Annotated in this window: 23 protein-coding genes; 7 read left to right on the top strand and 16 right to left on the bottom strand. The window is 67.5% G+C overall.

All coding sequences use genetic code 11. The features are described 5' to 3' along the window. Positions 1-4: 4 nt before the first annotated feature. From mraY to GOACH_RS14990, 9 genes are all read right to left on the bottom strand, one after another. Positions 5-1,102 (bottom strand): phospho-N-acetylmuramoyl-pentapeptide-transferase, encoded by a 1,098-nt coding sequence (gene mraY, locus GOACH_RS15035; RefSeq protein ID WP_005176345.1) that lies wholly within the window; start codon positions 1,100-1,102, stop codon positions 5-7. A gap of 79 nt (positions 1,103-1,181) precedes the next feature. Beyond that, positions 1,182-1,643: a UDP-N-acetylmuramoyl-tripeptide--D-alanyl-D-alanine ligase gene (locus GOACH_RS15030; protein ID WP_005176343.1), complete on the bottom strand. Its 462-nt coding sequence runs from the start codon at positions 1,641-1,643 to the stop codon at positions 1,182-1,184. Then, a complete protein-coding gene (locus GOACH_RS15025) occupies positions 1,640-3,253 on the bottom strand; it encodes a UDP-N-acetylmuramoyl-L-alanyl-D-glutamate--2,6-diaminopimelate ligase (protein WP_005176340.1) in 1,614 nt (537 codons plus the stop codon). Before GOACH_RS15025 ends, GOACH_RS15030 begins: the two co-directional genes overlap by 4 nt. A 147-nt stretch (positions 3,254-3,400) precedes the next feature. Continuing rightward, the gene (locus GOACH_RS15020) at positions 3,401-5,356 is read right to left on the bottom strand and encodes a peptidoglycan D,D-transpeptidase FtsI family protein (RefSeq protein ID WP_040518831.1); all 1,956 of its coding nucleotides are present in this window, start codon (positions 5,354-5,356) and stop codon (positions 3,401-3,403) included. A 21-nt stretch (positions 5,357-5,377) separates the two neighbouring features. Further along, positions 5,378-6,274 carry a cell division protein FtsL gene (gene ftsL / locus GOACH_RS15015; RefSeq protein WP_005176324.1) on the bottom strand — a complete coding sequence of 299 codons (897 nt, stop codon included), beginning with the start codon at positions 6,272-6,274 and terminating at the stop codon, positions 5,378-5,380. Next, positions 6,271-7,281, bottom strand: a complete 1,011-nt coding sequence (rsmH, locus tag GOACH_RS15010; RefSeq protein ID WP_005176317.1) for a 16S rRNA (cytosine(1402)-N(4))-methyltransferase RsmH — start codon at positions 7,279-7,281, stop codon at positions 6,271-6,273. Before rsmH ends, ftsL begins: the two co-directional genes overlap by 4 nt. 299 nt (positions 7,282-7,580) lie before the next feature. After that, positions 7,581-8,024: a division/cell wall cluster transcriptional repressor MraZ gene (gene mraZ, locus GOACH_RS15000; RefSeq protein WP_005176306.1), complete on the bottom strand. Its 444-nt coding sequence runs from the start codon at positions 8,022-8,024 to the stop codon at positions 7,581-7,583. A gap of 526 nt (positions 8,025-8,550) precedes the next feature. Further along, positions 8,551-8,943, bottom strand: coding sequence for an SCO2097 family morphological protein (locus GOACH_RS14995; RefSeq protein ID WP_005176295.1), 393 nt, complete (start codon positions 8,941-8,943; stop codon positions 8,551-8,553). Between the two features lie 267 nt (positions 8,944-9,210). After that, positions 9,211-9,729: an SAV_6107 family HEPN domain-containing protein gene (locus GOACH_RS14990; RefSeq protein WP_052004026.1), complete on the bottom strand. Its 519-nt coding sequence runs from the start codon at positions 9,727-9,729 to the stop codon at positions 9,211-9,213. Positions 9,730-10,075: 346 nt separating this feature from the next. Between GOACH_RS14990 and GOACH_RS14985 the strand changes: the two genes are divergently transcribed. From GOACH_RS14985 to GOACH_RS14975, 3 genes are read left to right on the top strand one after another with little or no spacing between them, the layout of a single operon-like run. Beyond that, positions 10,076-10,756: a GNAT family N-acetyltransferase gene (locus tag GOACH_RS14985; protein WP_005176290.1), complete on the top strand. Its 681-nt coding sequence runs from the start codon at positions 10,076-10,078 to the stop codon at positions 10,754-10,756. Then, positions 10,753-12,387: a phytoene desaturase family protein gene (locus tag GOACH_RS14980; protein WP_040518829.1), complete on the top strand. Its 1,635-nt coding sequence runs from the start codon at positions 10,753-10,755 to the stop codon at positions 12,385-12,387. The genes GOACH_RS14985 and GOACH_RS14980 overlap by 4 nt, the downstream gene beginning before the upstream one ends. After that, positions 12,323-13,504, top strand: a complete 1,182-nt coding sequence (locus GOACH_RS14975) for an LppM family (lipo)protein (protein ID WP_245551911.1) — start codon at positions 12,323-12,325, stop codon at positions 13,502-13,504. Before GOACH_RS14980 ends, GOACH_RS14975 begins: the two co-directional genes overlap by 65 nt. A 13-nt stretch (positions 13,505-13,517) precedes the next feature. Here GOACH_RS14975 and GOACH_RS14970 read toward each other — a convergent pair whose 3' ends face one another. Then, a complete protein-coding gene (locus GOACH_RS14970; RefSeq protein WP_040518828.1) occupies positions 13,518-14,474 on the bottom strand; it encodes a methylenetetrahydrofolate reductase in 957 nt (318 codons plus the stop codon). A gap of 30 nt (positions 14,475-14,504) precedes the next feature. On the opposite strand from GOACH_RS14970, the gene GOACH_RS14965 reads away from it, so the two are divergent. Continuing rightward, the gene (locus GOACH_RS14965) at positions 14,505-15,656 is read left to right on the top strand and encodes a polyprenyl synthetase family protein (protein ID WP_005176276.1); all 1,152 of its coding nucleotides are present in this window, start codon (positions 14,505-14,507) and stop codon (positions 15,654-15,656) included. Positions 15,657-15,665: 9 nt separating this feature from the next. Then, a complete protein-coding gene (locus tag GOACH_RS14960; RefSeq protein ID WP_040518871.1) occupies positions 15,666-17,171 on the top strand; it encodes an alpha-(1->6)-mannopyranosyltransferase A in 1,506 nt (501 codons plus the stop codon). On the opposite strand, the gene GOACH_RS14955 is transcribed toward GOACH_RS14960, so the two are convergent. After that, complete coding sequence (locus GOACH_RS14955) at positions 17,140-17,505, bottom strand: Rv2175c family DNA-binding protein (RefSeq protein ID WP_005176272.1); 366 nt, start codon at positions 17,503-17,505, stop codon at positions 17,140-17,142. The genes GOACH_RS14960 and GOACH_RS14955 overlap by 32 nt on opposite strands. A gap of 188 nt (positions 17,506-17,693) precedes the next feature. On the opposite strand from GOACH_RS14955, the gene GOACH_RS14950 reads away from it, so the two are divergent. After that, positions 17,694-18,923: a protein kinase domain-containing protein gene (locus tag GOACH_RS14950; protein WP_005176269.1), complete on the top strand. Its 1,230-nt coding sequence runs from the start codon at positions 17,694-17,696 to the stop codon at positions 18,921-18,923. 19 nt (positions 18,924-18,942) lie between these two features. Here the strand turns inward: GOACH_RS14950 and GOACH_RS14945 are convergent, their stop codons facing one another. Together GOACH_RS14945 and GOACH_RS14940 are read right to left on the bottom strand one after the other, a co-directional pair. Beyond that, positions 18,943-20,373, bottom strand: a complete 1,431-nt coding sequence (locus tag GOACH_RS14945; RefSeq protein ID WP_040518827.1) for a class II 3-deoxy-7-phosphoheptulonate synthase — start codon at positions 20,371-20,373, stop codon at positions 18,943-18,945. A gap of 99 nt (positions 20,374-20,472) precedes the next feature. Then, complete coding sequence (locus GOACH_RS14940; protein ID WP_005176264.1) at positions 20,473-20,964, bottom strand: polyadenylate-specific 3'-exoribonuclease AS; 492 nt, start codon at positions 20,962-20,964, stop codon at positions 20,473-20,475. A 108-nt stretch (positions 20,965-21,072) separates the two neighbouring features. Here GOACH_RS14940 and GOACH_RS14935 point away from each other — a divergent pair, with 108 nt between their 5' ends. Then, positions 21,073-22,410, top strand: a complete 1,338-nt coding sequence (locus tag GOACH_RS14935) for a glycosyltransferase 87 family protein (protein WP_040518826.1) — start codon at positions 21,073-21,075, stop codon at positions 22,408-22,410. 30 nt (positions 22,411-22,440) lie between these two features. Here GOACH_RS14935 and GOACH_RS14930 read toward each other — a convergent pair whose 3' ends face one another. From GOACH_RS14930 to GOACH_RS24300, 3 genes are all read right to left on the bottom strand, one after another. Beyond that, positions 22,441-23,160 carry a lysophospholipid acyltransferase family protein gene (locus GOACH_RS14930; RefSeq protein WP_005176260.1) on the bottom strand — a complete coding sequence of 240 codons (720 nt, stop codon included), beginning with the start codon at positions 23,158-23,160 and terminating at the stop codon, positions 22,441-22,443. A 249-nt stretch (positions 23,161-23,409) separates the two neighbouring features. Beyond that, positions 23,410-24,405: an ROK family protein gene (locus GOACH_RS14925; RefSeq protein WP_005176257.1), complete on the bottom strand. Its 996-nt coding sequence runs from the start codon at positions 24,403-24,405 to the stop codon at positions 23,410-23,412. Continuing rightward, positions 24,405-25,073, bottom strand: a complete 669-nt coding sequence (locus GOACH_RS24300) for a hypothetical protein (RefSeq protein WP_005176253.1) — start codon at positions 25,071-25,073, stop codon at positions 24,405-24,407. The genes GOACH_RS14925 and GOACH_RS24300 overlap by 1 nt, the downstream gene beginning before the upstream one ends. Positions 25,074-25,093: the final 20 nt, after the last annotated feature.

Genomic DNA, 25,093 nt, shown 5'->3' with positions numbered 1-25,093 from the left:
TGACTCAGCCGCTGAACGTGAGGAACTCGCCGTAGAACAGCGAGAGGCCGAGGGCACACGCGATTGCGGTCAGCAGCCAGAATCTGATGATCACCGTGGTCTCTGCCCAGCCGCCGAGCTCGAAGTGATGATGGAACGGCGCCATGCGGAAGACCCGACGACCCGTCGTACGGAAGAACGCGATCTGGATGACGACCGACATGATCTCTGCGACGAACAACGCGCCGATGACCACCGCGAGGAGTTCGGTGCGGGTCGTGATCGACAGACCCGCCAGCAGACCTCCGAGCGCCAGTGAGCCCGTGTCACCCATGAAGATCTTGGCGGGTGCCGCATTCCACCAGAGGAAACCCAAACAGGCGCCGCCACCGGCGACGGCGATCAGCGCCAGGTCCAGCGGATCGCGTACCTGGTAGCAGCCACGCGGGATGTCGGCAGCGGGTTTGGCGCCACCCGAGCACGCGTTCACGAATTGGAAGAACGTGACCAGCACATAGGTGCCGAGCACCATCGCCATCGACCCGGCGGCGAGACCGTCGAGACCGTCGGTGAAGTTGACGGCATTCGACCACGCCGCAACCACCAGCCAGCAGAAGATGACGAACGCGACGGACACCATCGAGATCGCGTCGATGTCGCGGACGTAGGAGAGGTGCGGACTCGCGGGCGTGTAGCCCGAGTCATTTCGGAAGCCGAGCACCAGCACGCCGAACAGGATGGCCGCGATGAACTGGCCGATGGACTTGGCTGTCTTGTTGAGTCCGAGGTTGCGGTGCTTACGGATCTTGATGAAGTCGTCGAGGAATCCGACACCGCCGAGCGCGGTCGCGAGACCGAGTACCAGCAGGCCAGAGGCTGTCGGACCGTTCCCGTCGTGGGTGAACAGGCCGACGATGTGCGCGCCGAAGTAACCAGCCCAGAGAGCGATCAGAATGGCCACGCCGCCCATCGACGGCGTGCCGCGCTTGGTCTGGTGGCTCTGCGGCCCCTCGACGCGGATCTCCTGGCCGAATCCCTGGCGGGAGAAGACGCGGATGAGCACCGGCGTGAGCAGGATCGACACCGCCACGGCGATCGCACCCGCAATGAGGATCTGGGTCACCGCAGTATCTCTCCCTCAGTTCGCCCGACCGTCACTCGCCGCTCTCCTTGTTCCTGTCTCGTCATGTCGCAGGCCACGCTCATGAACCGGTCACCGCCGCAAGGTCGGCCATCGCGGGATCGGTTCCCGCGATGAGCACCATGTCGCCGGGCGCCGGGCGCCATCCGTCGGTGGCCAGTGTCGCGGATGCGTCGTCGACCGACGCAACCAACCTGGCCTCGTCGCCCCAGGAGCCCTCCATCACCGCGCCCTGATGCAGTGCACGGACCCCACGCGACTCCCCCACGCAGAGGGCCTTGTCCACCGCGAGCCGCACCGCGAGCCTGCCTACCCTGTCATGTTCGACGACGCGCTCGTTTTCGCTGAGGCCGTCGCGCGTCGCCAGGTCGCCGATGATCGCCCATGTGCGCACGCGATCGGTTGACCCGCGCGCACGTGTGACCAGCTCCCTGAGAGCGCGCGAGACCTCGTCGACGTCCGCTGGGACGATGACGACAGTTCGCTGTGCGCGGCGATCACCGGGGCCGCCGTCGTGACTCACCGAGCGGCCCCCGGCGTGTTGTCGACGACGTTCGTGAGTGCGTCCGCGACAACATCCCTGTCATCGAACAAATGCTTGACACCGTCGATCTCCTGACCGGCCTCGTGCCCCTTACCCGCCACCAGGACGATGTCGCCTGTCCGTGCCCACGCGATCGCGGCCTCGATCGCGGCCCGACGGTCGCCGATCTCCACGATCTCGGCTCCCGGTCGGCGCTCGTCGTCGGGTACAGCCTGGGCCCCCGCGAGCACGGCGGCGCGAATCGCGGCCGGATCCTCGGTGCGCGGATTGTCATCGGTGATCACCACGAAGTCGGCTCGACGCGCCGCCACCTCGCCCATCAGCGGACGCTTGGCGCTGTCCCTGTCTCCGCCCGCACCGATCACGACGGCGACGCGCCCACGCGCCTGCTCATCGAGAGTGGCCAGCACGGCTTCGAGCGCCCCGGGCTTGTGGGCGTAGTCGACGATGGCCAGGAAGTCCTGTCCCCGCTCGATGCGCTGTAGTCGGCCGGGGACCGACACGTCGGCGATCGCCGACGCCGCTGTCGTCACCGGCGCACCCGCCGCGACCGCGACAGCGACCGCAAGCGTCGCGTTCGCGATGTTGTACCGACCGGGGAGCCGCACGGTCAGATCGTGCGAGATACCGGCGGAGTCGGTGATCTCGACGCGCTGCGAGCCGTCGGATTCGATTGTCGACGGACCAGCATGCCAGTCTGCGGGCACATCGGTGGTCGAGACCGTGACCGGTGCGATCGCGTCGCCTCGACGTGCGACGTCGAGCATGCGTCGGCCCCAGTCGTCGTCGACGCACACGACCGACCGCACCGCGCGGGTAGACGAGCCCGCCGCGAACAACTGGGCCTTGGCCTCGAAGTAGTCGCGCATCGTCGGGTGGAAGTCGAGGTGGTCCTGCGAGAGATTCGTGAAGGCGCCCAACGAGAAATGGGCCCCGTCGACACGGCCGAGAGCCAGCGCGTGGCTCGACACCTCCATGACCACGACGTCGACTCCGCGCTCGAGCATCGCGGCGAGCAGCGCCTGCAGGGTGGGGGCCTCGGGCGTGGTCAGCGAACTCGCCTGTGCCACACCGTCGACACGCGTCTCGACGGTGCCGATGAGTCCGACAGTGTGGCCCGCGGCCATCATCGCGGCCTCCACCATGTAGGCCGTCGTCGTCTTTCCCGACGTGCCGGTGATCCCGATCAGTTTGAGGCGCTGCGACGGATTGCCGTATATGCGCGCGCTCACACCACCGAGGACCGATCGAGGGTCGGCGTGGACAAGAACCGCGCATGCGGCGTCGGGCGGTAGTACACGGCCGAGTTCTGCGCGACCGGCCGCATCGGTGAGGATGGCCGTCGCGCCCCGCTTGACGGCGTCCGCCGCGAATCGTGCACCGTGCGTGCGGCCGCCGGGCAACGCGGCGAACAGGTCACCGGCAACGATGTCCTGCGCGCGCAGCGAGACCCCCGAGACTGCGGCATCGGTGGGCACGGAGCCGATCAGGTCGAGTCGTGCGCCGGTGGCCGTCGAGAGCACGGAGACGGCCGTGGGTTCGACGTGTCGGGGCCGTATCAGTCCTGTGGTCCGGCGATTCGACGCCATGATGCGATCGCCTCCCTCAGCAGCGGTATCGGTGTCGCGTGGTCGTGTCGGTGCGGCGCGACCATGGGTACGTGCGGATGCGTTCTCGCTCCGAACGCACTCACGATACCGTCAGCACGATTCGTGACGGTCGGCGCCACTGGCACATCAGCGCGCCTCGAGCTTGATCCACGGCGTGGGGGTCGGCGACAGCGGAACCTGCTGACGCTGCAGTATCCACGAGGCGATCGTGCCGAACAACGGCGCAGCCGACTGACCACCGCTGCCGTCGGAACTCCGCTTCGGATTGTCGAGCATGATGCCGACCACGAAGCGCGGGTCGTCTGCCGGCGCGATGCCCGCGAACGTGATGTTGTAACTCGAGTTCGAGTAGCAGCCACACGACGGGTCGACCTGCTGTGCGGTACCCGTCTTGCCGGAGAGTTGATAGCCCGAGACCGCGCCCTTGTAGCCCGTGCCCGACTGCACGCCCATCGGGTCCTCCTGGAAGACCCCGCGAAACATGTCCCGCACCGTGCGCGCGGTCTGCGGACTGACCACACGGATGCCCGCGGGCCGGTCGGCGTTCTCGGCATCGGAACCGTCGCGCTGTTCGGATTCGAGGATGCGCGGCGGGACGCGAAGCCCGTCGTTGGCGATCGTCTGGTACATCGCTGTCATCTGCAACAGCGACATCGACAAGCCCTGCCCGATGGGCAGGTTGGCAAAGGAGCCCCCCGACCACTGGCTGAGCGCGGGGACAGCGCCGCCACTCTCCGCGGGCAGACCGACGCCGGTTCGCTGCCCCAGCCCGAAACGCTTGACCATGTCGGCGAAGCGTTGCTCGCCGACGCGCTTGGCCAGCATCAGGGTTCCGACGTTGGACGACTTACTGAAGATTCCCGCCGTTGTATAGGGCTCGACACCGTGCGACCACGCATCGTTCACGGTCACCCCGGCCATGTTGATGCTGCCGGGAACCTGCAGGACCTCGTCGGGCTTGGTCAGCCCGTACTCGACGGCTGCCGCTGCGGTGATGACCTTGTTGACCGAACCCGGCTCGAACGGCGAGGTGACGGCCGGGTTGCCGAGGTCGGCCTTGGTTTGTTCCGACAGCGGCTTGGATGCGTTGAACGTGCCGTCGTTGGCCATGGCGAGCACCTCGCCCGACTTCGCGTCGAGCACCACTGCCGATGCCGACTTCGCGCCGGAGGCCTGCTTGGCCTTGTTGACCTCGCTCTGCACGAACCACTGTATATCGGAGTCGAGCGTCAGTTTCACGGTGGCACCGTTGATCGCCGGATGCACATTGCGCGTACTTCCCGGGATCACCGCCCCGTCGGAGCCGCGGTCGTAGGTTTTGGAACCATCGGTTCCCGCGAGCACAGAGTCCATCGACGCCTCGAGGCCGATCAGACCGTTCCCGTCATAATTGACGTCGCCGACGACGTTGGCTGCCAGGGAGCCGCCCGGGTAGAGCCGGATCGCCTGCGGGTCGGCACCCACCTCCGGATAGTCGGCGACGATGCGCGCCGCCACCTCCGGACTGACCGAACGCGCGAGATAGACGAATCCGTCGTCACTCGTCAGCTTCTTGTGCAGGTCGTCGGAACTGATCGACCCGCCGAGCGCCGATGACACGCCATCGGCAATCTCCTTGAGCCGCTTGTCGACGTCGGGATATTCGGGATTCTTCTTGTGCTCGGCCTCGATCGACTTGCGAACGGCCTTGGGTAGGAACGTCAGCGAGCGCGCTTCGTCTGTGTACGCCAGCGGACGCCCGTTCCGGTCGAGGATCGCGCCGCGCTTGGCCGTCATCACCTGCGTGTATTCGCGCTGCTGTGCCGCCTCGGCCGATATCGACGACGCCTCGATGGTGTGCACGAAGATCATCCGGACCGCAACCGCCAACACCACCAGGATGATCACGATTCCCACTGCACGACTGCGGAATTCGAAGGTGCGGGGACCACGCCGGCCTCCACCACCGAAGCCACCACCGCCACCGGTTCCCGACGCTCCGCCTCCTGAACCGCCGGACGGTCTCGGTCGCCGGCCCGACCCCGGCTGCGCAGCGGGCGGGTCGAGACGTTCACCGATCCGCTGAAAACTGGCGCGTGTCATGGTTGTCAATTGTCCACCGCCCTAGCGGGCTCCCGCCGAATTTGCGTTCGGCGGGTTGCCATTCGTCTGAGCCGACGGCGCCACATTCGGGTTGGGTGCGGCCGCCGCCCCCGGCGCGGGGGCATCACCGTTCGCATCGGCACTCCGGTTCGGTGCCGGTGTCTGCGGGGTCGTGTTCTGGTTGGGCGTGGCAGGTGGGGTCGTATTCTGGTTCGGCGCTGCGGAATTCGATGCACCGGAATCACCGCGATTCGACTGTGCGGAACCCGACGAGTCAGCCCCTGTGGAATCACCCCCGCCGAGGCCCATCGAATCACTGACCTTGCTCTTGTCGATCTTGCTGGCGGGATCGGGTGCGTCGTCGGGGTTGATGGTCCCCATCGGCTTCCCCGAGGCGGGTTTGGGGTCGCCGAGCACCTTGGGTTTGCCGTTGGCACCGACAACCATCCGGGCCGGATCCTGCACCGGGATCATCCCCAATTTCGCTGCCTTATCGGACAATTCGGGCGCAGAGTCGCCGGATTCGTAACTACGTTTGAGGCTGTCCCGACGGTCGACGAGCACCTGGTTGGCCTTGCGTTCGATGCCGAGCCGATAGGAGTCCTGGGCGGCCTTCGTCGACAACCACAGGCTCAGACCCAGGCCTACGACAAGCAGGGCGATCACGGGTACCACGAACGGCACCGACCGCGCCCGACCGAGCATCGATACGCGCCCCGCGCCGGTGTCGAGGACCCTCCGACTCGACGTAGACCCCTGTGTGGCAACGCGATTGCGCCGACGATCGAGCGCACGCTGAGCAGCCCGCGAGCGGTTCGCTCGCTGGGATTCGAGGTTCTCCCGACGTGGACGACGGGTCGGTGCACTGGTGTCTACACCCGCCCTGTCGGCGACGGTGCGCTCATCGAGCACTGTCATGACCGGTTCCTCTCGATACGTTCGATGGCTCGGACCCGCACCGGGGCCGACCTCGGATTCTCGGCGAGCTCCGCCTCGCCCGCCTGCTCGGCACCCCGGGTGACGAGCGTGAAGTGCGGTGCCGTTCCGGGTAGTTCCACCGGAAGCCCGGGAGGAGATGTCGAGGTGGTGCGAGAAACGAACTCACGCTTGACGATTCGATCCTCGAGCGACTGGTAGCTCATGACCACCACACGGCCTCCCACCGCGAGCGCGTCGAGGGCTGCAGGCAACGCGACACGCAGCGCGTCGAGTTCGTGGTTGACCTCGATCCGCAACGCCTGGAAGGTGCGCTTGGCCGGATGCCCACCCGTACGTCGCGTGGCGGCAGGGATTGTGGCATACAGCAATTCGACGAGGCGCCCACTCGTCGTGAAGGGTTCCCGATCCCGTTCCCGCAGCACCGCGGAGGCGATTTTCCCGGCGAATCGCTCTTCTCCGTACTCCGACAACACCCGTGCGAGGTCGCCGTGGGAGTACGTATTGAGCACGTCAGCAGCAGTGAGGTCATCGTCGGAGTTCATCCGCATGTCCAGCGGGGCGTCGACGGCGTAGGCGAAGCCGCGGTCAGCGCGGTCGAGTTGCATCGACGAGACGCCGAGGTCGAAGAGCACGCCGTCGATGTGGTCGACGCCCGCGGCAGCGAGGACGTCGACGATGCCGTCGAAGCGTGACTGATGGAACGACACCCGATCTCCGAAGCGCGCCAGCCGATCTCGTGCGATGTCCAGCGCGGACTCATCGCGGTCGATTCCTATGACCCGCGCCTGCTCGAACTCGGTCAGGATCAGCTCGCTGTGGCCACCTGCGCCGAGTGTCGCATCGACGAAGACAGGCTGGTCGCCAGGCGCGAGATCGGGGTTCTGGCGAGTCAACGCTGGTGCGAGGAGTTCAGTGATCCGACGCGCCATGACCGGCACGTGGCCGAACTCTCCGGAACGACGCTCGTCGTCGCGCGACGCATTCACCGAATCACCTCCCGAAGCGTGCGGTCTGCACGCCCCGACCCGTTGCGGTCGCGCGTACTCGTGAATCCCCTGTGTCGATACAGCCCCGACGACCGGCAGGCAGACGTGTCGTCGGACACCGTGCCGCGAGTGCAGTTGCTCTGTGCCGCATACAGCGTGCCCGGGATCGCGGGTTGTCTTGCCGGGTGAAGCGGGGTCCCGGTCCGGCTACGCACCTGGCGTTGGGGAAGTACGCCAGGGTCGTTCCGGACCGGGGCCTCGATCCACCCGAAGCCCTGTCCATCGTGTGCACCCCTCGGCTACAGGACCGCGTTCAATGCGGCCGAGTTGGCTGCCGAGAAGTTCTCCTCGTGCTCGTTCTGGTACTCGCGCCACTTCTGCGCGTCCCAGATCTCGAGGTGATCGAAACTGCCGAACACCACGCACTCCTTGGTCAGTTCCGCATACTCCCGATGATCGGGAGACAGGCTGATCCGACCCTGCCCATCCGGGCGCTGCTCTTCGGTGCTGGCGAAGAAGTAGCGCTGGAAGGCCCGCGCCTGTGGATCGTTACGGGATGCCTCCACGATTCGGGCGGCGATCTCGTCGAACTCCTCGGCTCGGAACACCGACAGGCTGTGGTCCTGGCCTTTTGTGACCATCACGCCTCCTGCCAGTGCATCGCGGAACTTTGCGGGCAACGTCAGTCGCCCCTTGTCGTCCAACTTGGGCGTGTAGGTGCCGACGAATCGCACAGACGACATGTCGACACCTCCTGCCCCCGAGTGATCCGTTCCGGTCCGTCTCACCCAGTGCTGCCACAGTACCCCACTTTCCTCCACTTTCCACCCCATTGACCCCCACAGCCGATCCGCTTTCAGAATCTATGCAGTTCAAAGCGCAAAAGTCGAGTGGTGGACGCGTGCGAACGACGCGTGTCGAGAGCGTCGACTCGTGCGAAAAGAGGGACGTCGAGCGATCAGAGTGACTGGTGGGACGAGATCAGCCGGAGTGAGAAGCGCAGCGAGAGCCACGGTGGGGCGAAGTGGGGAAACCGGGTGGGGCGAAGTGGGGAACTCGGGTGGGGCGAAGTGGAGAGCCCAGGGGGCTGGGGTGGAGAGCCCGAACGCGCCGGCTGGACGCGTGGCGCGTCGGGTGCGGTCGATGCGACAGAGCCCATGACTGCGCAAGAAAAACGACGGCAGGGCCGCGCATCGTGTGAGATGCACGGCCCTGCCGTCGTGAGGACATGGGTGACCGGGCGGGGTTCGCCAGGTCAGGCGGTCTGAGCTACTCCTGCTCGAAGCGGCGGTTGAATCGCTCTTCCATCCGCTCGGAGAACTTGCGCTTGTTCCCTCCGGGACGGGCGGTGTCGCCGCGGGGAGTCGAATCGCCCGGCGTCGAACGGCCACCACCCCATAGAGCCAGAATCCCCGCGCCGAACATCACGAGGAAGCCGATGAGACTGACGACGGGAAGTCCGGCGATACTCAGACCCACCAACGGACCGACAATCAGCAGCACCAGCCCGACGACGAAGATCGCCGCCGCCTGCAGCCGACGACGCCCCGACGACCGACCCAACCTGCGGCGCTCGACGCTGGACGCGAACTTCGGGTCCTCGGCGTAAAGAGCACTTTCGATTTGTTCGAGCATGCGCTGCTCGTGCTCCGAGAGTGGCACCGACCCTCCTTACTACGTTGCCGATTGACACATCAACGAGATCGTGGCGACCGCGGACGCCAGTCTCGTGACATGTGTTCGCGGCTTACGTCTTCCATGATACGAGGTGATCGCACGCGCGACCACCATAACCACCCGACGGTCACTTATCGGGCGTACAGCGGACTCATCGGGCGTACCACGGCGGACTTATCGGGCGCAGCGACCAGTGGACGTCGCGTGCGCCTCGATCGACGGTGGCATCGGCGGGTAGTGGCGGCATGCGGCTCAGGCGATGTGGTCGTAGCCGTAGTCGGACCGGTCGACCGACTGGTGCGAGAGCTTTCCCTGCTCGTACGAGACGACGATGCCCTCGACCGCGTCGAGAAACGACAGAACACGCGCCCGGAGCCCGGTCACGGCCGAGCCCTCGACCGATCGGCGCAGACCGGACTCGATGTCCATCCGAACGGTCGACAGCCGAGCGAACGCGCCGGCGAAGTCGGCGAGTTCGGGAACGGCCGACGAGATGCGTGACCAAGCGTTCGGCGACACCCGACGCGACGCCCTCCTCGTCGGCGGTTCGTACACAGCGAGAGCTGCACCCGCCGCACGCAGCGCGGCGAGGTAGTACTGACGGAACCGCTCGGCGTCGTCTGGCACGCCGTCGGCGTTCTCGACCAGGATCTCGGCACGTTCGAGTAGGTCACGCGCACGGACCACGACCACCGGGTCGATCTCCGGGCGCACAGTCGCACCACGCCGTGCGTGACGCGCCGTACCGCGCGTCGGCCTGCGTACTGCCATGTCGCGCTCCCTTCGTGCTGGTTCCGTCTCGACACCCGTTCGGCTGTCACGCGTCTCGAGTCCGGGTACGGTCCGGCGATGCACGCTTCCCTCGTCCGTCGCCGGACCGCCCGGAATGTCGGGGGTGAGCTGAACGGCTTGCGGAGGCACGTTCATCGAACACCCGTTCGACATATTCAATATAGCTAGAACGGCCACACTCTTCAAGAGGAGATGTGGCCCCATTCCGACAGCAGAAGCGTAGAACTCGGTACCGACATTCCCGATCTGCTCGCGCGGCCCCGCACATCCGACGCGAGCAGCCCTGCGGAAGAAGAACGCTGTGCAAGAGAGGACGACGAGCAGTTTGGCGACCCGACTCGTCCGGTTGACCGGCCAGGACACCCCGGTCTGGCTCGACGCCGCCCTGAATGTCTACGTGACCGCGATGGACTACCCGCGGGGTACCGAGCACCACAGGGTCCCGCTGTGGCGCGAGCACATCGCTCGACGCGGCTGGACGGCCTACGCTGCGCTGACGGCCGTCTCCCCCGAGCTGCGGCTCGACCAGGACGCGGAGCGGCGCAGGATCGGGCCGCCGGTATCCCCGTCCGGACACGAGATCATGGTCGGTATCGCCTACGGCTATCGCGGCGCCGACGACCAGTGGTGGAATCACCAGCTCAGGACCGGCCTACGCCTGTCAGGATGCGACCGACAGACCATCGAGCGCATCGCCACCGACTACTTCGAACTCACCGAGTTGCATGTCCACCCGACTGCACAGGGCCACGGCATCGGTGAATGGTTACTGAAGGCGCTGCTGCACGACCGCGGCGAAGATCACGTCCTCCTCTCCACCCCGGAGGTCCCCTCCGAACGGAATCGGGCATGGCTTCTCTATCGTCGGCTTGGGTTCGGCGACGTGCTACGCAACTTCACCTTCACCGGGGACCCGCGCCCGTTCGCCTTCCTCGGCCGACGCCTGCCGCTCGACGTCCCGCCCGAGCCGATCGCCGGGACGCCGCCACCTCCGGTGACCCGGTGAACAAGCCCTTTCGAACAGGTCATCGCGCACGCCACGATGCGATCGTCGTGGGCGCCGGTCACAACGGCCTCATCGCTGCGGCCTACCTCGCCCGTGGCGGTCGGTCGGTGCTCGTCGTCGAACGCGACGTCGTCCCCGGCGGCGCAGTCTCGACCGTCGAGCGCTTTCCGGGGTACCGGGTCGATAGCGGGTCGTCGGCGCATCTGATGATCCGGCACTCCCCGATCATCGACGAGCTCGATCTCGGGTCGCATGGGCTGCGCTATATCGATTGCGACCCTTGGGGTTTCGCGCCCGCCACCGAGGACGGACCGCCGTTGGTGTTCCGCACCGACCTGGACTCGACCTGCGCGTCGATCGCGGCCGCGTGCTCGAATACCGATGCCGACGCCTATCGACGGTTCGTCGGCGAATGGGGACCGCGGTCACGCGCGGTGCTCGACGCATTCAACTCACCCGCCACACTGCCGAGATTCGGCCGGGCCTTCGCGGGCATCGGCACAACGGCCCACACGGCACGGAGGGGGTTGTTCGGTCGACGTGCCGGGTCACTGATGGCAGCGACGCAGGAACTGATGATGTCCGGCGACGCACTGCTCGACCGCTGGTTCGACTCGGAGCGGCTCAAGGCTGCCCTCGCGTGGTTCGGTGCGCAATCGGGCCCGCCGATGAACGCGCCGGGCACCGCGCCGATGGTCGGGTTCGCGGCGCTCATGCACCGTATTCCTCCCGGCAGGGCGGTCGGCGGCAGCGGAGCGCTCACCGAGTCCCTCCTCAACCGACTCGACGCCGACGGCGCGCAGGTGCTCACCGGCGCTCCTGCGACGTCGATCAGCCGGTGCAGCGACCATTGGCGCGTGCAGACCGTAGACGGCGCCCACTGCGCCGACCAGGTGGTCGGCGCGTGCCATGTTCTCGCGACACTCGACATGCTCGAGGCAGGCGGAAGCGTCCCCGCGTCCCAGATCCACCGGTGGCGCCGCGAGATCGATATCGGCTCCGGCATCGGGATGGCCGTACGGCTCGGCACGCGCGAGCTTCCGGCGTACCGCGACCTGCCGTCGGATCTGCCACCGCACGGCGTTCATTCGGCGCTGGGGCTTCTGGCCACCGACCGCGCACAGCTCCGCCGCGCATACGCCGCGGCCTCGGTGGGCGAACTCCCGCCTCACCCGCCGTGCGTGGTGATGAGTTTCTCGGCAATCGATCCGACACTGGCTCCCGCACAGCGTCATTCGATCACGGTGTGGTCGCAGTGGCATCCACGGCGGCTGCGCGACGGAGAATGGTCGACGGCGGCGGGTCCCGCCGCGGACGCGATCCTGGGCGAGGTGGATCGTCATGCACCGGGGTTGAGCACGTCGATTGAGCACCGCCTGGTGCAGTCGCCTGCCGACCTGGAGTCCGAGCTGGGGCTGGTGGGCGGCAACATCATGCACGTCGAGATGACGATCGACCAGATGTTCACCTATCGGCCGCACCCGGACCTCGCCGGGCACCGTGTACCCGGTGCGGATGGACTGTTCCTCGCCGGGGCCTCGACCCACCCGGGCGGCGGCGTGACCGGTGCCAGCGGACGCATCGCTGCGCAACTCGCGCTCCGGGCCGGCCGTCGGCCTCGATCGCGCTGATCAGTTGCGCAACTCGCGCTCCGGGCCGGCCGTCGGCCTCGATCGCGCTGACACACGCCGCCAGGTGTGCGAGGCGACGGCACGCTTCTGGCACGATGAGCACGTGCAACCGGCAACGATGCGACGACCCACTGATCCGACGCTCAGATCCCTTTTGCGGACGTCGCGCCCGCAGAGCGCGGGTGACGCATCGCGACCCCGGCCCCGACCCCGCGTCACCGCGGTTGCCTCGCTGGTGATCCTGCTCGCGGCGATCCCACTGCTGTCGGGCTGCCTGACCCGATCCACCACAGTCGGCGATCGTTATGCCGGCACGATCATCGTCGCGACCTCGCCGGACAATCCCAGCGGTGCGCCGCGACTCGACATCCCTGAATCGATGCACAACAACGTGTCGACGTCGGACTACCGTGAGGGGCCCCAGACAGGCGCCGGCGGTGGATCGTCGAACCCGTCGGCGAGTGCGGAGCCGGGAACGACGGGGCAGGGCGCCACCCGGGTCGGCACCAGGGCGACGTTCTCCGATCTCACCTCGGGCCAGCTCAGTCAGCTCGGCGACATCGTCGCGAATGCGTTCGGCGACACGTCGATGACGATGGACCTGAACGCCAAGCGCAGCGGTGACGTCGTCCGTTTCCGCGGCAGTGCCGACCTCAACGGGCTCGAGGAGCGCGACTATCTGAAGTTCACCCTGGCGTTCGCCGGACCGATCACCGCGAGCAACGTGGCGAAGCAGGATTCGGAAACCTCCGCCACGTGGACACCCGAGCCGGGCAAGGTCACCGAGTTCATCGCCGATGCGACCTACCCCGATCCGGCGACCGCCGCCTTCACCGGGTGGACCTGGCTCCTCGTGGTGGTGTGTCTGCTCGTCGTGGCACTCATCATCTGGCTGGCATACACGCACCGTGACACGAGCCCCCGCCCGGGCAGGCCCCGCCCCGTGCGCCGCGCCGCGCCGGCGAAGGCAGCATCCCGGAAACCATCCGCGAACGCATCGCCGTCGGCCGCGGAGACCTCCGGCACCGGCGCAGGATCCTCCACGGAGGTGGGCGCGACGAAGGGTGCGCCGTCCGGCGGCGAGGAGCCGAAGAACACCGCGGGCCCTACCCCGTGAGTGCCACGCCGGACTAGCCCGAGGACACGAGCGGGAGGGCGTCGGACGTGTCGACGCCGAGGCGGTCGAGCACCTCGCAGGTGGCCTTGGCGAAGTTGAGGCTGATGAAGTGGAGTCCGGGAACGCCTTCGGCGATGAGTCGTTGCGACATCTCGGTGGCGATGTCGATCCCGACCGCGCGCACCGCTGCGCGGTCTTCTTGCTCGCCGGAACCCGCTGCGGCGATCAACCGCTGCTCCACGCTGACGGGCAATACCGACCCCGACAGTTCCACCATCCGCCGTACCGAGGCCAACGAGGTGATCGGCATGATCTCGGGGATGATCGGTTTGGCACCCTGCTCGGCGTCGGCCGCGGCCACCCGATCGCGCAGCCGGAGATAGAACTCGACGTCGAAGAACAACTGGGTGACCGAGTACTCCGCGCCTGCGCGCAGTTTGCTGACCAGCACACGCGTGTCGTGGTCGAGGTCGACCGCGCGATGATGTCCCTCGGGAAACGACGCAACACCCACGTGGAACTGACCGAGGTCACCGATGAGGTCGACGAGTTCTTCGGCGTAGGAGACCCCCTCGGGATGCCTCACCCACTCCCCGAGCGGATCGCCAGGCGGATCACCGCGCAGCGCAAGGATATTGGTGATGCCTTTGTCGGCGTACGCACCGACCAGCGAGCGCAGTTCGGCGATCGAATGGTTGACCGCCGTGAGGTGAGCGACCGGCACCAGGGTGGTCTCGGTGGCCAGCTGTCCCGCGATACGCACCGTGCGATCTCGGGTGCTGCCACCCGCGCCGTATGTCAGGGACACGAAGGCGGGGTTGAGCCTCTCGAATACACGCACCGCCCGCCACAGTCGCGCCTCGCCCTCGACGTCCTTGGGCGGGAGGAACTCGACCGAGAACGGCACCCGACCCGGATGCGGCGCGGACAGACGTTCGACGACGGACGGCACCGGGGCGGATGAATTCACCGGACCAGTGTAAGGGCTAGCCTGTGACACGTGACCTCGACCGTACCTGTACCGACGCGCCTCCCCGAGGTTCCCGGCGCCGTCGAATCAGTCCTACGTGAGTTCCTCGACACCGCGGTGTCCACCGCTGCGGGAATCTCACCGGTGGTCGGGTCCTCGGCGCAGGTCGTCGCGGACTTCGTCCTGTCGGGCGGTAAGCGGATCCGTCCCGTCTTCGCCTTCGCCGGGTGGCAGGCGGGCCTCAGCGACCCTGCGCGCGTCCCGACGGGATCAACAGATTCTGATGCCCTCCGGGTCTGCGCCGCACTCGAACTCGTACAGGGGTGCGCGCTCATCCACGACGACATCATTGATGCGTCGGACACACGACGCGGCAGGCCGACGGTGCACAGGGTGTTCGAACGGGGTCATCGCGAGTCGGGATGGCGCGGCGACGCCGCCGCGCATGGCGTCGCGTCGGCCATCCTGGCAGGCGATTTCGCGCTCGCGTGGGCCGACGACCTCGTACACGGCTATGTGCCCGCCACCCTCACTCCTGCGGGTAGGCCGGCTGGGCACGCCGACGTGCGGCCACTACCGCCCGCGGCGATCGCGACCTGGGCGGCGATGCGCACGGAGGTGCTCGGCGGTCAGGTACTCGACATCGTCAACGAGGTCAGCGGCGAGGAGTCGGCGGACGCCGCCTACCGGGTCATGGAGTTCAAGACCGCGGCGTACACCGTCGCACGTCCGCTGGAACTCGGCGCTCGGGTGGCGGGCGCCTCCGACGGCCTCATCGACCAACTGCGCTCGGTCGGGCACGATCTCGGGATCGCTTTCCAGCTACAGGATGACCTTCTCGGTGTCTTCGGTGACCCGGAACGAACCGGAAAGCCCTCGGGCGACGATCTCGCCGCGGGCAAGCGGACAGCGCTTCTGGCACTTGGACTCTCTCGCGCCGACGACCGCGACCCCGCACTCGGCGACGCGTTGCGTTCGGTGGTCGGAACCGAGTTGTCGGCCGACGATTTGGCCACCGCACGTGGGATTCTCACCGATGTGGGAGCCGTCGCCGACATCGAGCGCACGATCGATACGTTGCTCGACTCCGCCGTCACGACTCTCGAGAGCACCGACATCGACGATGCCGTGTACACCGACCTCGTCGCCGTTGCGCGTCGTATGGCGCATCGCGACGCCTGAGGCGTGACCGTGGCCCCAGAACCGAGCTCGACAAGTGTGCGGCGCACCCTCGTCGCGGGTCTCGTCGGGTCGATCATGGTGTGCCTCGGCGGATTCGGCATCGCCGACATCCCGCGCAACCACCCGATACTGACCGACACCGGATTGAGCTGGCTCACCTACGGCCACGGAAAGTCGCTCTGCGGCATCACCTTCTGGATCGGCGTGGCCGTCATGGTGATCGCCTGGATACGGCTCGGCCGCGTCCTGTACGACCCCACCACCGACCACAGCGGACTGCACCTGCGTCGCTGGGTTCTCGCCTGGGCTGCCCCGCTGATGGTCACCGTGCCTCTCTACAGCAGGGACGTCTACGCCTACCTCGGACAGGGAGCTCTGTTCGGAGCAGGCTTCTCGCCGTATGCGGACGGGCCCGCGCACAATCCGGGTCCACTGGTCGACAGCATGGCGCAGGTCTGGGCGTCGACCACCGCCCCGTACGGTCCGCTCTTCGTGTGGGTGACGCATGGGGTCACCGCCATCACCGGAGAGCACGTCATCGCGGGCGTGCTCGCGATGAGAGTGGTGTTGCTGCCAGGGCTCCTGTTGTCGCTCTGGGCGATTCCGCGACTCGCGCGACATTTCGGGGCGTCCCCCGCGGCAGGGCTGTGGTTGGCACTGTTCAATCCCCTCGTGCTGATCCACCTGGTCGGCGGACCGCACGTCGAGCTACTCATGATGGGTGTGCTGGCCGCCGGGATGGCGTTGGTCGTCACCGGACGTCACGTCGGCGGTCTGCTACTTCTCGGATGCGCCGTCTCGATCAAGATCACCGCGGGCATCGCGGTCCCGTTCGTGTTGTGGATCTGGTTGGCGCACATACGTGAGCGCCGCTCGGTGACCGCGCGCGACGTGGTGACCGTGCTCGCCGCGATCGTCGGGATCACCGTCGCGGTCTTCGCGATGTGGACAGCGCTCGTCGGCCTCGGGCTCGGCTGGCTCACCGGTTTGGGCTGGGCGGATCGGATCGTGAACTGGTTCACGCTGCCGACGGTGGCAGCCCACCTCGTGACGCTGGTCGCCGCGCCGTTCACACCGCTCAACCTGCAGACCGTCCTCCCGATCACCAGGCTCGTGGGCGAGGTGATCCTCGCGGTCATCCTCGTCGGATTGTGGTGGCGTCAGCGCCATTCCGAGCGTGAGGCGATGGCGGGCATCGTGCTCGCGATGCTGGCCGTGGTTCTCCTCGAACCGTCGACGCTGCCCTGGTATTACACGTGGGTGCTGTGTCTGGCTGTCGCGTTCACGCTTCCGGTCCGGGTGCGCGCAGTGGTCGTCGGTGTATCGACGTTCATGCTGATCGTCTTTCAGCCCGACGACTCGATCCTGTTCTACAAACTCCCTGAGACCCTGTTGGCCGTGGTACTGAGCGGCCTCGCCGCGGCATCGGTCCTGCGGGCCGACCCCGTGCGGATCGGTGTGCTCGCTCGTCGCGCGTGGGGTGTCAGAACGCCTGTGCCTGCGCGCGACGGATGACCTCGCGGGCCGAGTGGGTGTGCAGCGCAGCTGCCGGGGTCAGACCGAGATCGTCCTGTTCGGTGAACAGCCACGACATCGCCTCGTCACGGGTGTAGCCGCCGTCGAGCAGCACCTCGACGAGACCGATGAAGTGCTTGGCGATCCCCTCGTCGTCGAAGAACGCGCAGGGCACCGCGGGCTGACCGTCACGCGAGACCGCGAGCAACTGGTGGTCGCGGATCAGATTGCGCACCTTGTTGCTGGAGACACGCAGGCGCGCGGCGACCTCGTCGAGGCTGTAGGTGGGGGTGTCGGCGGGAAGGGCTGCGGTCGAGAGGGGCAGAGAACTCACGCGCCCGAGATTACCGGTTCGCCGTTCGAGCCGACAGATCCCGCGCGCCCCTGTGCACAACTCGGTGGCCAGCGCACAACCACATCACCAGGGCACAACTGCCGACCCGGGCATGCTCGCCGAATGGGGGACGCCACGCGCAGCCGCGCGCGGGCCGCACGTTCGTGCTGCCGGGTAGATTCGACGTCGTGAACAGCCCGGCCGACGCGCTACTCGGTACGGTCCTCGAGGACCGCTACCGTCTCGACGCACCGATTGCGCGCGGTGGGATGTCGGCGGTGTACCTCGGCGCCGACCTGAGGCTGGGCCGCGACGTCGCGGTCAAGGTGATGGATCGGCGCTACTCCGGTGACCCGCAGTTCCTCCGCCGCTTCGAGTTCGAGGCGCGGGCCGTCGCAGGACTCAAACATCCGGGTCTCGTCGCGGTCTACGACCAGGGCATCGACGACGGAACCGCTTTCCTCGTCATGGAACTCGTCGAGGGCGGCAGCCTGCGCGAGCTGCTGCGCGAGCGCGGGCCGATGCCGCCGCACGCCGTGGTCGCGGTCGCCGATCCCGTTCTCGGCGGTCTGGGTACCGCGCATCGCGCCGGTCTCGTCCACCGCGACATCAAACCCGAGAATGTGCTGATCTCCGATGCGGGCGAGGTGAAGGTTGCCGACTTCGGACTCGTACGCGCTGTCGCCGAGGCCGGGGTGACGTCGGCGAGTGTCATCCTCGGCACCGCGGCGTATCTGTCCCCGGAGCAGGTCGAGTCCACCGACGCCGACGCCAGGAGCGACGTCTACTCCATGGGCGTGATGATGTTCGAATTACTCACCGGCAGAACACCTTTCCACGGCGACTCACCGTTGGCACTCGCCTATCAACGACTCTCCTACGACGTCCCGGCACCGGGGGACGTGATCGACGGGGTCCCGGAGGAGATCGATGAGGTGATCCTGCGCGCAACGGAGCGTCGGCCGCGCGACCGCTACGTGGACGCGTTCGAGATGCGCGACGCGCTGCTGGCAGCCGCCGACGATCTCGAGCTTCCGCCCTTCACCGTGCCCGCACCGCGTCGCTCCGCCGAGCGGGAGACGATGATGAGGATGCGCGCGGCGCAGGCCGCAGCCGTGCGTCCGCCACAGCCAAGGCGGGTGGCCGGTCCCGGCCAGCCGGCGCAGGTCCGCGCGGTTCCCGCCACTGCTCAACAGCCGATCGCGGCGTCGTCTGTGGTGGCTCGTCCACACGACACGGCGGTGCCTGCGACGACACAGCGACCGACGATGATCCCCGAACACGCGTCCGACGATCTGCCCACCCACGATCCGGGGCGGGGCAGGCTGCAGGCCCTGATCTGGCTGACCGTCGTCCTACTGGTGGCCGCGGGCGTCGGATCGGTCGGGTGGTGGGTCGGCGCGTTGCTCGTCGGCTGACCGACGTCGGCTGACTGACCTACCCGCGCAGCATCTCGGCCACGAGGAACGCCAGTTCGAGCGATTGCTGGGTGTTCAGACGCGGGTCGCACGCGGTCTCATACCGACCCGACAGGTCGAGATCGGAGATGTCCTGTGCGCCACCGAGACACTCGGTGACGTTCTCACCGGTGAGCTCGACGTGGATACCGCCGGGGTGTGTGCCGAGCGCGTGATGGACCTCGAAGAAGCCCTGGACCTCGTCGACGACGCGGTCGAAGTGTCGCGTCTTGTACCCGGTCGGCGAGGTGTGGGTGTTCCCGTGCATCGGATCGGACTGCCAGATCACCTTGTGGCCGGTCGCCTCCACCGCGCTCACGATCGGCGGGAGCGCCTCGCGCACCTTCGAATTGCCCATCCGGGCCACGAGGGTCAACCGTCCGGGGCGATTGTGCGGGTCGAGCCGTTCGACGTAGTCGACGGCCTGCTCGGGCGTCGTCGTCGGTCCGATCTTGACCCCGATGGGATTGCGGATGAGCTCGGCGAAAGCAACGTGCGCACCGTCGAGTTGACGTGTGCGCTCACCGATCCACAAGAAATGAGCAGACAGGTCGTAGAGCACCTTCTCGTCCGGTTCACCACCGGTCTCGCCCGCCACGGCACCGCTGCCGAGGTCGGGGTTGTCGGCCAGGCGCAGCATCGCGCGTTCGTAGTCGAGTACGAGAGCTTCGTGCGAGGCGAAGATCGCGGCCGATTTCAGGCTCGAGTCGGTGACACCGCAGGCATCCATGAACTTCAGGCCACGATCGATCTCGCCCGCGAGGGCCTCGTAGCGAGCACCGGCAGGCGAGGTGCGGACGAACTCCCGATTCCAGTCGTGAACCCGACGCAGGTCGGCTTCGGCACCGGTCAGCGCGCGCACCAGGTTCATCGCTGCCGAGGCATTGGCGTAGGCGCGGACGAGCCGCGACGGATCGTGGACCCGAGCCGACTCGACAGGAGGGAATCCGTTGACCATGTCGCCGCGATACGACTTGAGGCCGAGTGCGTCGACGTCGGCCGAGCGCGGCTTGGCGTACTGCCCCGCGATCCGGGCCACCTTGACCACGGGCAGGCTCGCGCCGTAGGTCAACACGACGGCCATCTGCAACAGGGTGCGGATGTTGCCCTTGATGTGCGGCTCGGTGTTGTCGGCGAATGTCTCGGCGCAATCACCGCCCTGGAGCAGGAAGGCGCGGCCCTCGGCGACGTCGGCGAGCTGTGACGAGAGCGCTTCGACCTCGGCAGGCATGCAGATCGGCGGAACACTCTCGAGCACCGTGCGCATACGGTGGGCGTCCTCGGGATCCCAGCTCGGCTGCTGCAGCGCGGGCCTGCTCATGGCGTCGGCAAAGCGCGCCTGCAGGTCGCCGGGAAGCGGGGGCAGTTCGGGTAGTTCGTCGATCGGAACGTCTACGGTCCAGTTCACCACCCCTCCAGCGTAATGGGCTGGGACGACTGGCCCGCAGGTCGGCCCCGTCGAGACCGCTCGGACACGCCGATCGTCGCCGTGGCACGGCACCGCGCCAGGTCAGCGCCGCGCAGCCCGCGCCCGCTCGATGGCCTCCCATTTGCGGGCGTTGTGTCGAGCATCACTGAGTGCGTCGTGAGCATCGTCGGGAGCCGCAGGCAGCGGTGGGCGGCCCGCGGCGTCCCAGTGCTGTTTGAGCTCGCGGGTGAAGCGCGGAATGGCGCGCGGCAACTCGGTCATCGGTCCCCACAACTGGCACAGAACCACGTGGTCATAGGCCCCGACCCATGCCCAGAGTTCGATGTCGCCGCCCTGTTCGGTCAGGAACTCCAGGAGTCCGTCGCGGATCTGCGACCGCGATCTCCACACCGGCGACGCCGGTGATGGGAGCTTGGGCAGCACGTTGGCGCGCACCCAACTCCCGGCGCGCCCGGGGTCGAACTCCGTCGACACCGCATAATATTCACGACCGTCCTCTGCGACGACACCGATCGATACGAGATCGATCGTGCGGCCGTCCTCGATAAACTCCGAGTCGTAGAAGAATCGCATACCGCCAAGTATTCGCCACCGAACGCGTACACCGACACCCGACCGACGCACACACCCCTGCCACGGAGCCGACACCGGCCCGCGACGGGACCGACACAAAGGCCATCGATGCCCACATTCTGCAGCGCCGCGGACGCCCGGCTCCGTCGGTGGGTTCCGACCCGGTGGATGCGCGCGCTCATCGTCGCCGTGTTCGCGGCGTCGTCGCTGCTCCAGATGATCGGCGTGCCGTTCACCAGCAGCTTCGGCACACGGACGCGTATCGATCTCGACGTGTACCGGCTCGGCGCCCAGATCTGGCAGCAGGGGCAGAGCCTGTACGCCGACGGCTCGATGCCGTTCACCAGCGACGGCATCTGGCTCCCGTTCACCTACCCGCCGTTCGCCGCGATGGCCTTCGTGCCGCTCGGTGCGATGACGCTGACCGTCGCGGGCGTCCTGATGTCGCTCATCACCATCGGTTTGCTGGTCGTCGTGGTGCACATCGTGCTGACCGTGTTGTCCGTCGGCCGCATCGGCAACCGCTGGTGGCTGGCCCTGGTGGTCTCCACCGCCGCGCTCTGGCTCAATCCGATGTGGATGACGCTCGGCTTCGGTCAGATCAACGTGATCCTCATGGCGATGATCATCGTCGACGTCTTTCTCGTCGGCAGTGGTCGCCGTCGCGCGCTGGGACCGTTACAGGGCGTCCTGACCGGTCTCGCCTCGGCGATCAAGCTGACCCCCCTGGTGTTCATCGTGCTCTACGCCTCTGCACGACGCTGGCGTTCGGTCGCCACCGCTGCCGCGACGTTTGTCGCCGCGGGCGCGCTGGCATGGATCTGGATGCCCTCGGACTCCTGGGGGTACTGGACGCACACCCTGTTCCACACCACGCGCATCGGCGATCCGTCGGGCCGTATCAATCAGAACCTCAACGCCATGTGGATTCGCCTCCTGCCGGATGCGAGCGCAGCACAACTCGCCTGGGTGCTCAGTTCGCTCGCGGCCACCGTGTTGGCAGGCCTTGCGCTCTTCGCGTGCAGACCCGCCGCCGCGTTCGCCCCCGGGGCGGGGCGCAACGGTCGCGTGAACGCACTCCTTGCCACCTGCGTCGTCGCGGTCTGGGGTCTGCTCGTCTCGCCGACGTCCTGGGCCCACCACTGGGTGTGGTCGATCCCGCTGATCCTGACGTGCCTCGTGGTGGCAGCGCGCACCGACTCGCGCCGCACGTTCGTCGCCTACAGCGCCCTTGCGATCAGCGGCGTGCTGATCTTCGCTGTCGGCCCCTACCAATTCCTCCCGATGGTCGCCAGACACTGGACCGTGTTCGACCACATCGTCGGAAACGCGTTCTCGCTGTGGGGAATCGTTGCGTTGGTCGTCATCTGGCTACTGCCGTTCTCGCCGGCGCGCACCGCCGCACGGGCGGTGGATCAGCCGCTCGCCGAGATCCGATCTGCCTGAGCGGTAGTCGCGCCGGACGCCGGTGGTGATTCAGGCGGCCGATGCCTGACCCGACTGCGGCGTCGCCTGCTGGTCGGGCTTGGGGTCTTTGAGCGAGGCGGCGTAGATGTCGACATACTGCTGACCGGAGAGCTGCATCAGTTCGTACATGATCTCGTCGGTCACCGCGCGCTCGATGAAACGGTTGCCCTGCATGCCCTCATAGCGGGCGAAGTTCAAGGGTTTGCCGATCTTCACCTTCACCCTGGTCGGTCGCGGCAGCACCGTCCCGGGTGGATTGAACGTGTTGGTGCCGATCATCGCGACGGGGATCACCGGGACCCCCGTGTCAAGTGCAACCCTGGCCAGTCCCGTCTTCCCCTTGTAGAGATTGCCGTCAGGTGATCGGGTGCCCTCCGGGTACATGCCCATGAGTTCGCCCGCCTCGAGTTGACGACGCGCCGCCTCGAGCGCACCCGCTGCGGCCTCGGCTCCGGACCGGTCGATCGGGATCTGCCCCACAGCGGTGTAGAACCATGCCTGGAAACGGCCTTTGAGCCCGGTCCCGGTGAAGTATTCGGCCTTGGCGAGGAAGTAGATCCGACGCGGCACCATCAACGGCAGGAAGAAGCTGTCCATCACTGCCAGGTGGTTACTGGCGAGGATTGCCGGTCCGCGTTCAGGGATGTTCTCGAGACCTTCGATCTCCGGACGGCCGAGCAGCCGGAGCAGCGGTCCGAGGAGAACGAACTTGAACAGGTAGTACCACATTGAGACTCACTCCATCATTCGCCAAGTCGCCACTCGTGAAGTCGTCGCCGGACGTGTCGCCATTCGGACTCGATCGGATGTGAGTCACGCGGCGCATCGTCGGACGTCGTGAGATGACTCTACTCAAGCGCCACGACGTGTGTGCGTCATAGGGCTTGCCACACGTGACCGTTCGGACCCCGCACGCACAGGATGGACGGGCGGGTGAAAGCTGCCGGTACCGGGACGTGTCTCAGCCCCCGACACCCCTCAGCGCGCTGGTGACCATCCCGGGTCACCGAGCGCGGCATCGTCTGCGTGCAGCGCCGCGCGCGCCACTTCCGCCGCACCGATCACACCCGCACTCTCGCCGAGTTGCGTACCCCGGATGCGGGCGAGTTGCCGGTGCCCGGAGCCCGTGATCAACCGTGCGTAGTGCTCGCGCGCCTCGTCGAGGAACAGCCCCGACGCCGCGCCAACGCCACCCGCGAGGACGATCAGATCGGGGTCGAAGATGTCGGCGATCATCGCGAGTCCCTGGCCCAGCGAGGCCGCGAACGCGGCGAACGCTGCGATGGCCACCGCATCACCGTCGGCTGCCGCGCCGGCGACCCGACGCCCCGTCAGCGACCCCGGATCGGCCGCGACGTCGGCGGCGAGCTGACTTCTCCCCCAGTCTCCGTCGGCGAGCAATTCGACGACCGTGTCGACCAACGCGGTTCCGCTGCAATACCTCTCCCAGCAACCGCGCTTGCCACACGAACACGGCCTGCCGTCGGGCACGACCGTGAGATGGCCGAGCTCCGGAGCCACACCGAAGCTTCCGCGATAGATCTCGCCTTCGATCAGCAGCCCGGCGCCGATGCCCGTCCCGATGGCGAGGACCAGCGAGTTGTGGCCGCGTGCGGCAGCGCCGAACCGGAACTCGGCGACAGCCGCTGCGTTGGCATCGTGCTCGGTGACCACGGGCAGTCCGATGCGCGCACTCATCTCCTGCGCGACGCGCGCCTCACGCCACGGCAGGTGCGGCGCGAACCGGACCACCTGGCGATCGGGGGTCAGAAAACCTGCCACCGCAAGTCCGACCGCGCGCGCCGCCCACCGCGACGTGAGTTCACCGACAAGGCGATCGAGGCAGTGCTCGAGCGCGAGTGCCGTGCCGGGGGTCGCGGCCCTAAGCGTGTCGAGCATCCGTCCGCGATCGTCGACGACGGAGGCACGAACACTCGTGCCTCCGATGTCGATGCCGATCGTCAACTCGCCCATCACTTCTCGTTCTCTGACTCGAGGTGGCCGCGGCGCACGGCGCCCCGCACCGGGTCGTAGGGCAGCGACGAGGGACTCTGCCCGGCGGGAGTCTGAGGCCCGGCGGGAGTCTGCGGGCCGGCACCGTCGGAGTCCGCGCTGTTCGGCGCTGGGCTGTTCGGGTCTGGGCTGTTCGGGTCTGGGCCGGCCTCGTCTGCGCCGGTCCCGCCTGCGCTGGTCCCCTCGGCGCGGCTGCGCCTCGCGGCCTGGCCGGTGTGGGGCTGCGACCCCCCGCGCGGCGTCGACGTGCCGATCCGAACCGTGATGGGCTGGTACTGCGCGGTCGGGCGGGCCTGCGCCGCAGGGGCGGTGCGCAGTGCGTTCGCAACCGCCTCCAGCACCGCGATGAGCGCGGCGACCAGTCTCGAGATGAGGTCGCCGATCTCGGCGACGAGTGAGCTGATCTCGCCCGCGACGTCACCGAAGCCCTGGTGCCGCGCACCCGAGCCCGTCGACGCCGACGACTGGCCCGTACCGCCGATGATCGCGGCGAGGTGGTCGATCTGCGTGGCGATGCCCAGTACGAACTCGCGGATCGGGTCACCAACGGGGTCGCCGGTGAACGCGTCGTCGCGGTCTCCCGGCGCCTCCCGTCCCCCCGACGGAGTGCCACGGTCGTCGCTGCTCATCTCGGGCGGCTGGTCCTTTG

Origin of the sequence: Gordonia aichiensis NBRC 108223, assembly GCF_000332975.1 — a bacterium.
Classification (GTDB): domain Bacteria; phylum Actinomycetota; class Actinomycetes; order Mycobacteriales; family Mycobacteriaceae; genus Gordonia; species Gordonia aichiensis.
Note: the sequence above shows the minus strand (reverse complement) of the source record. Positions and strands in the feature narration are given on the sequence as shown.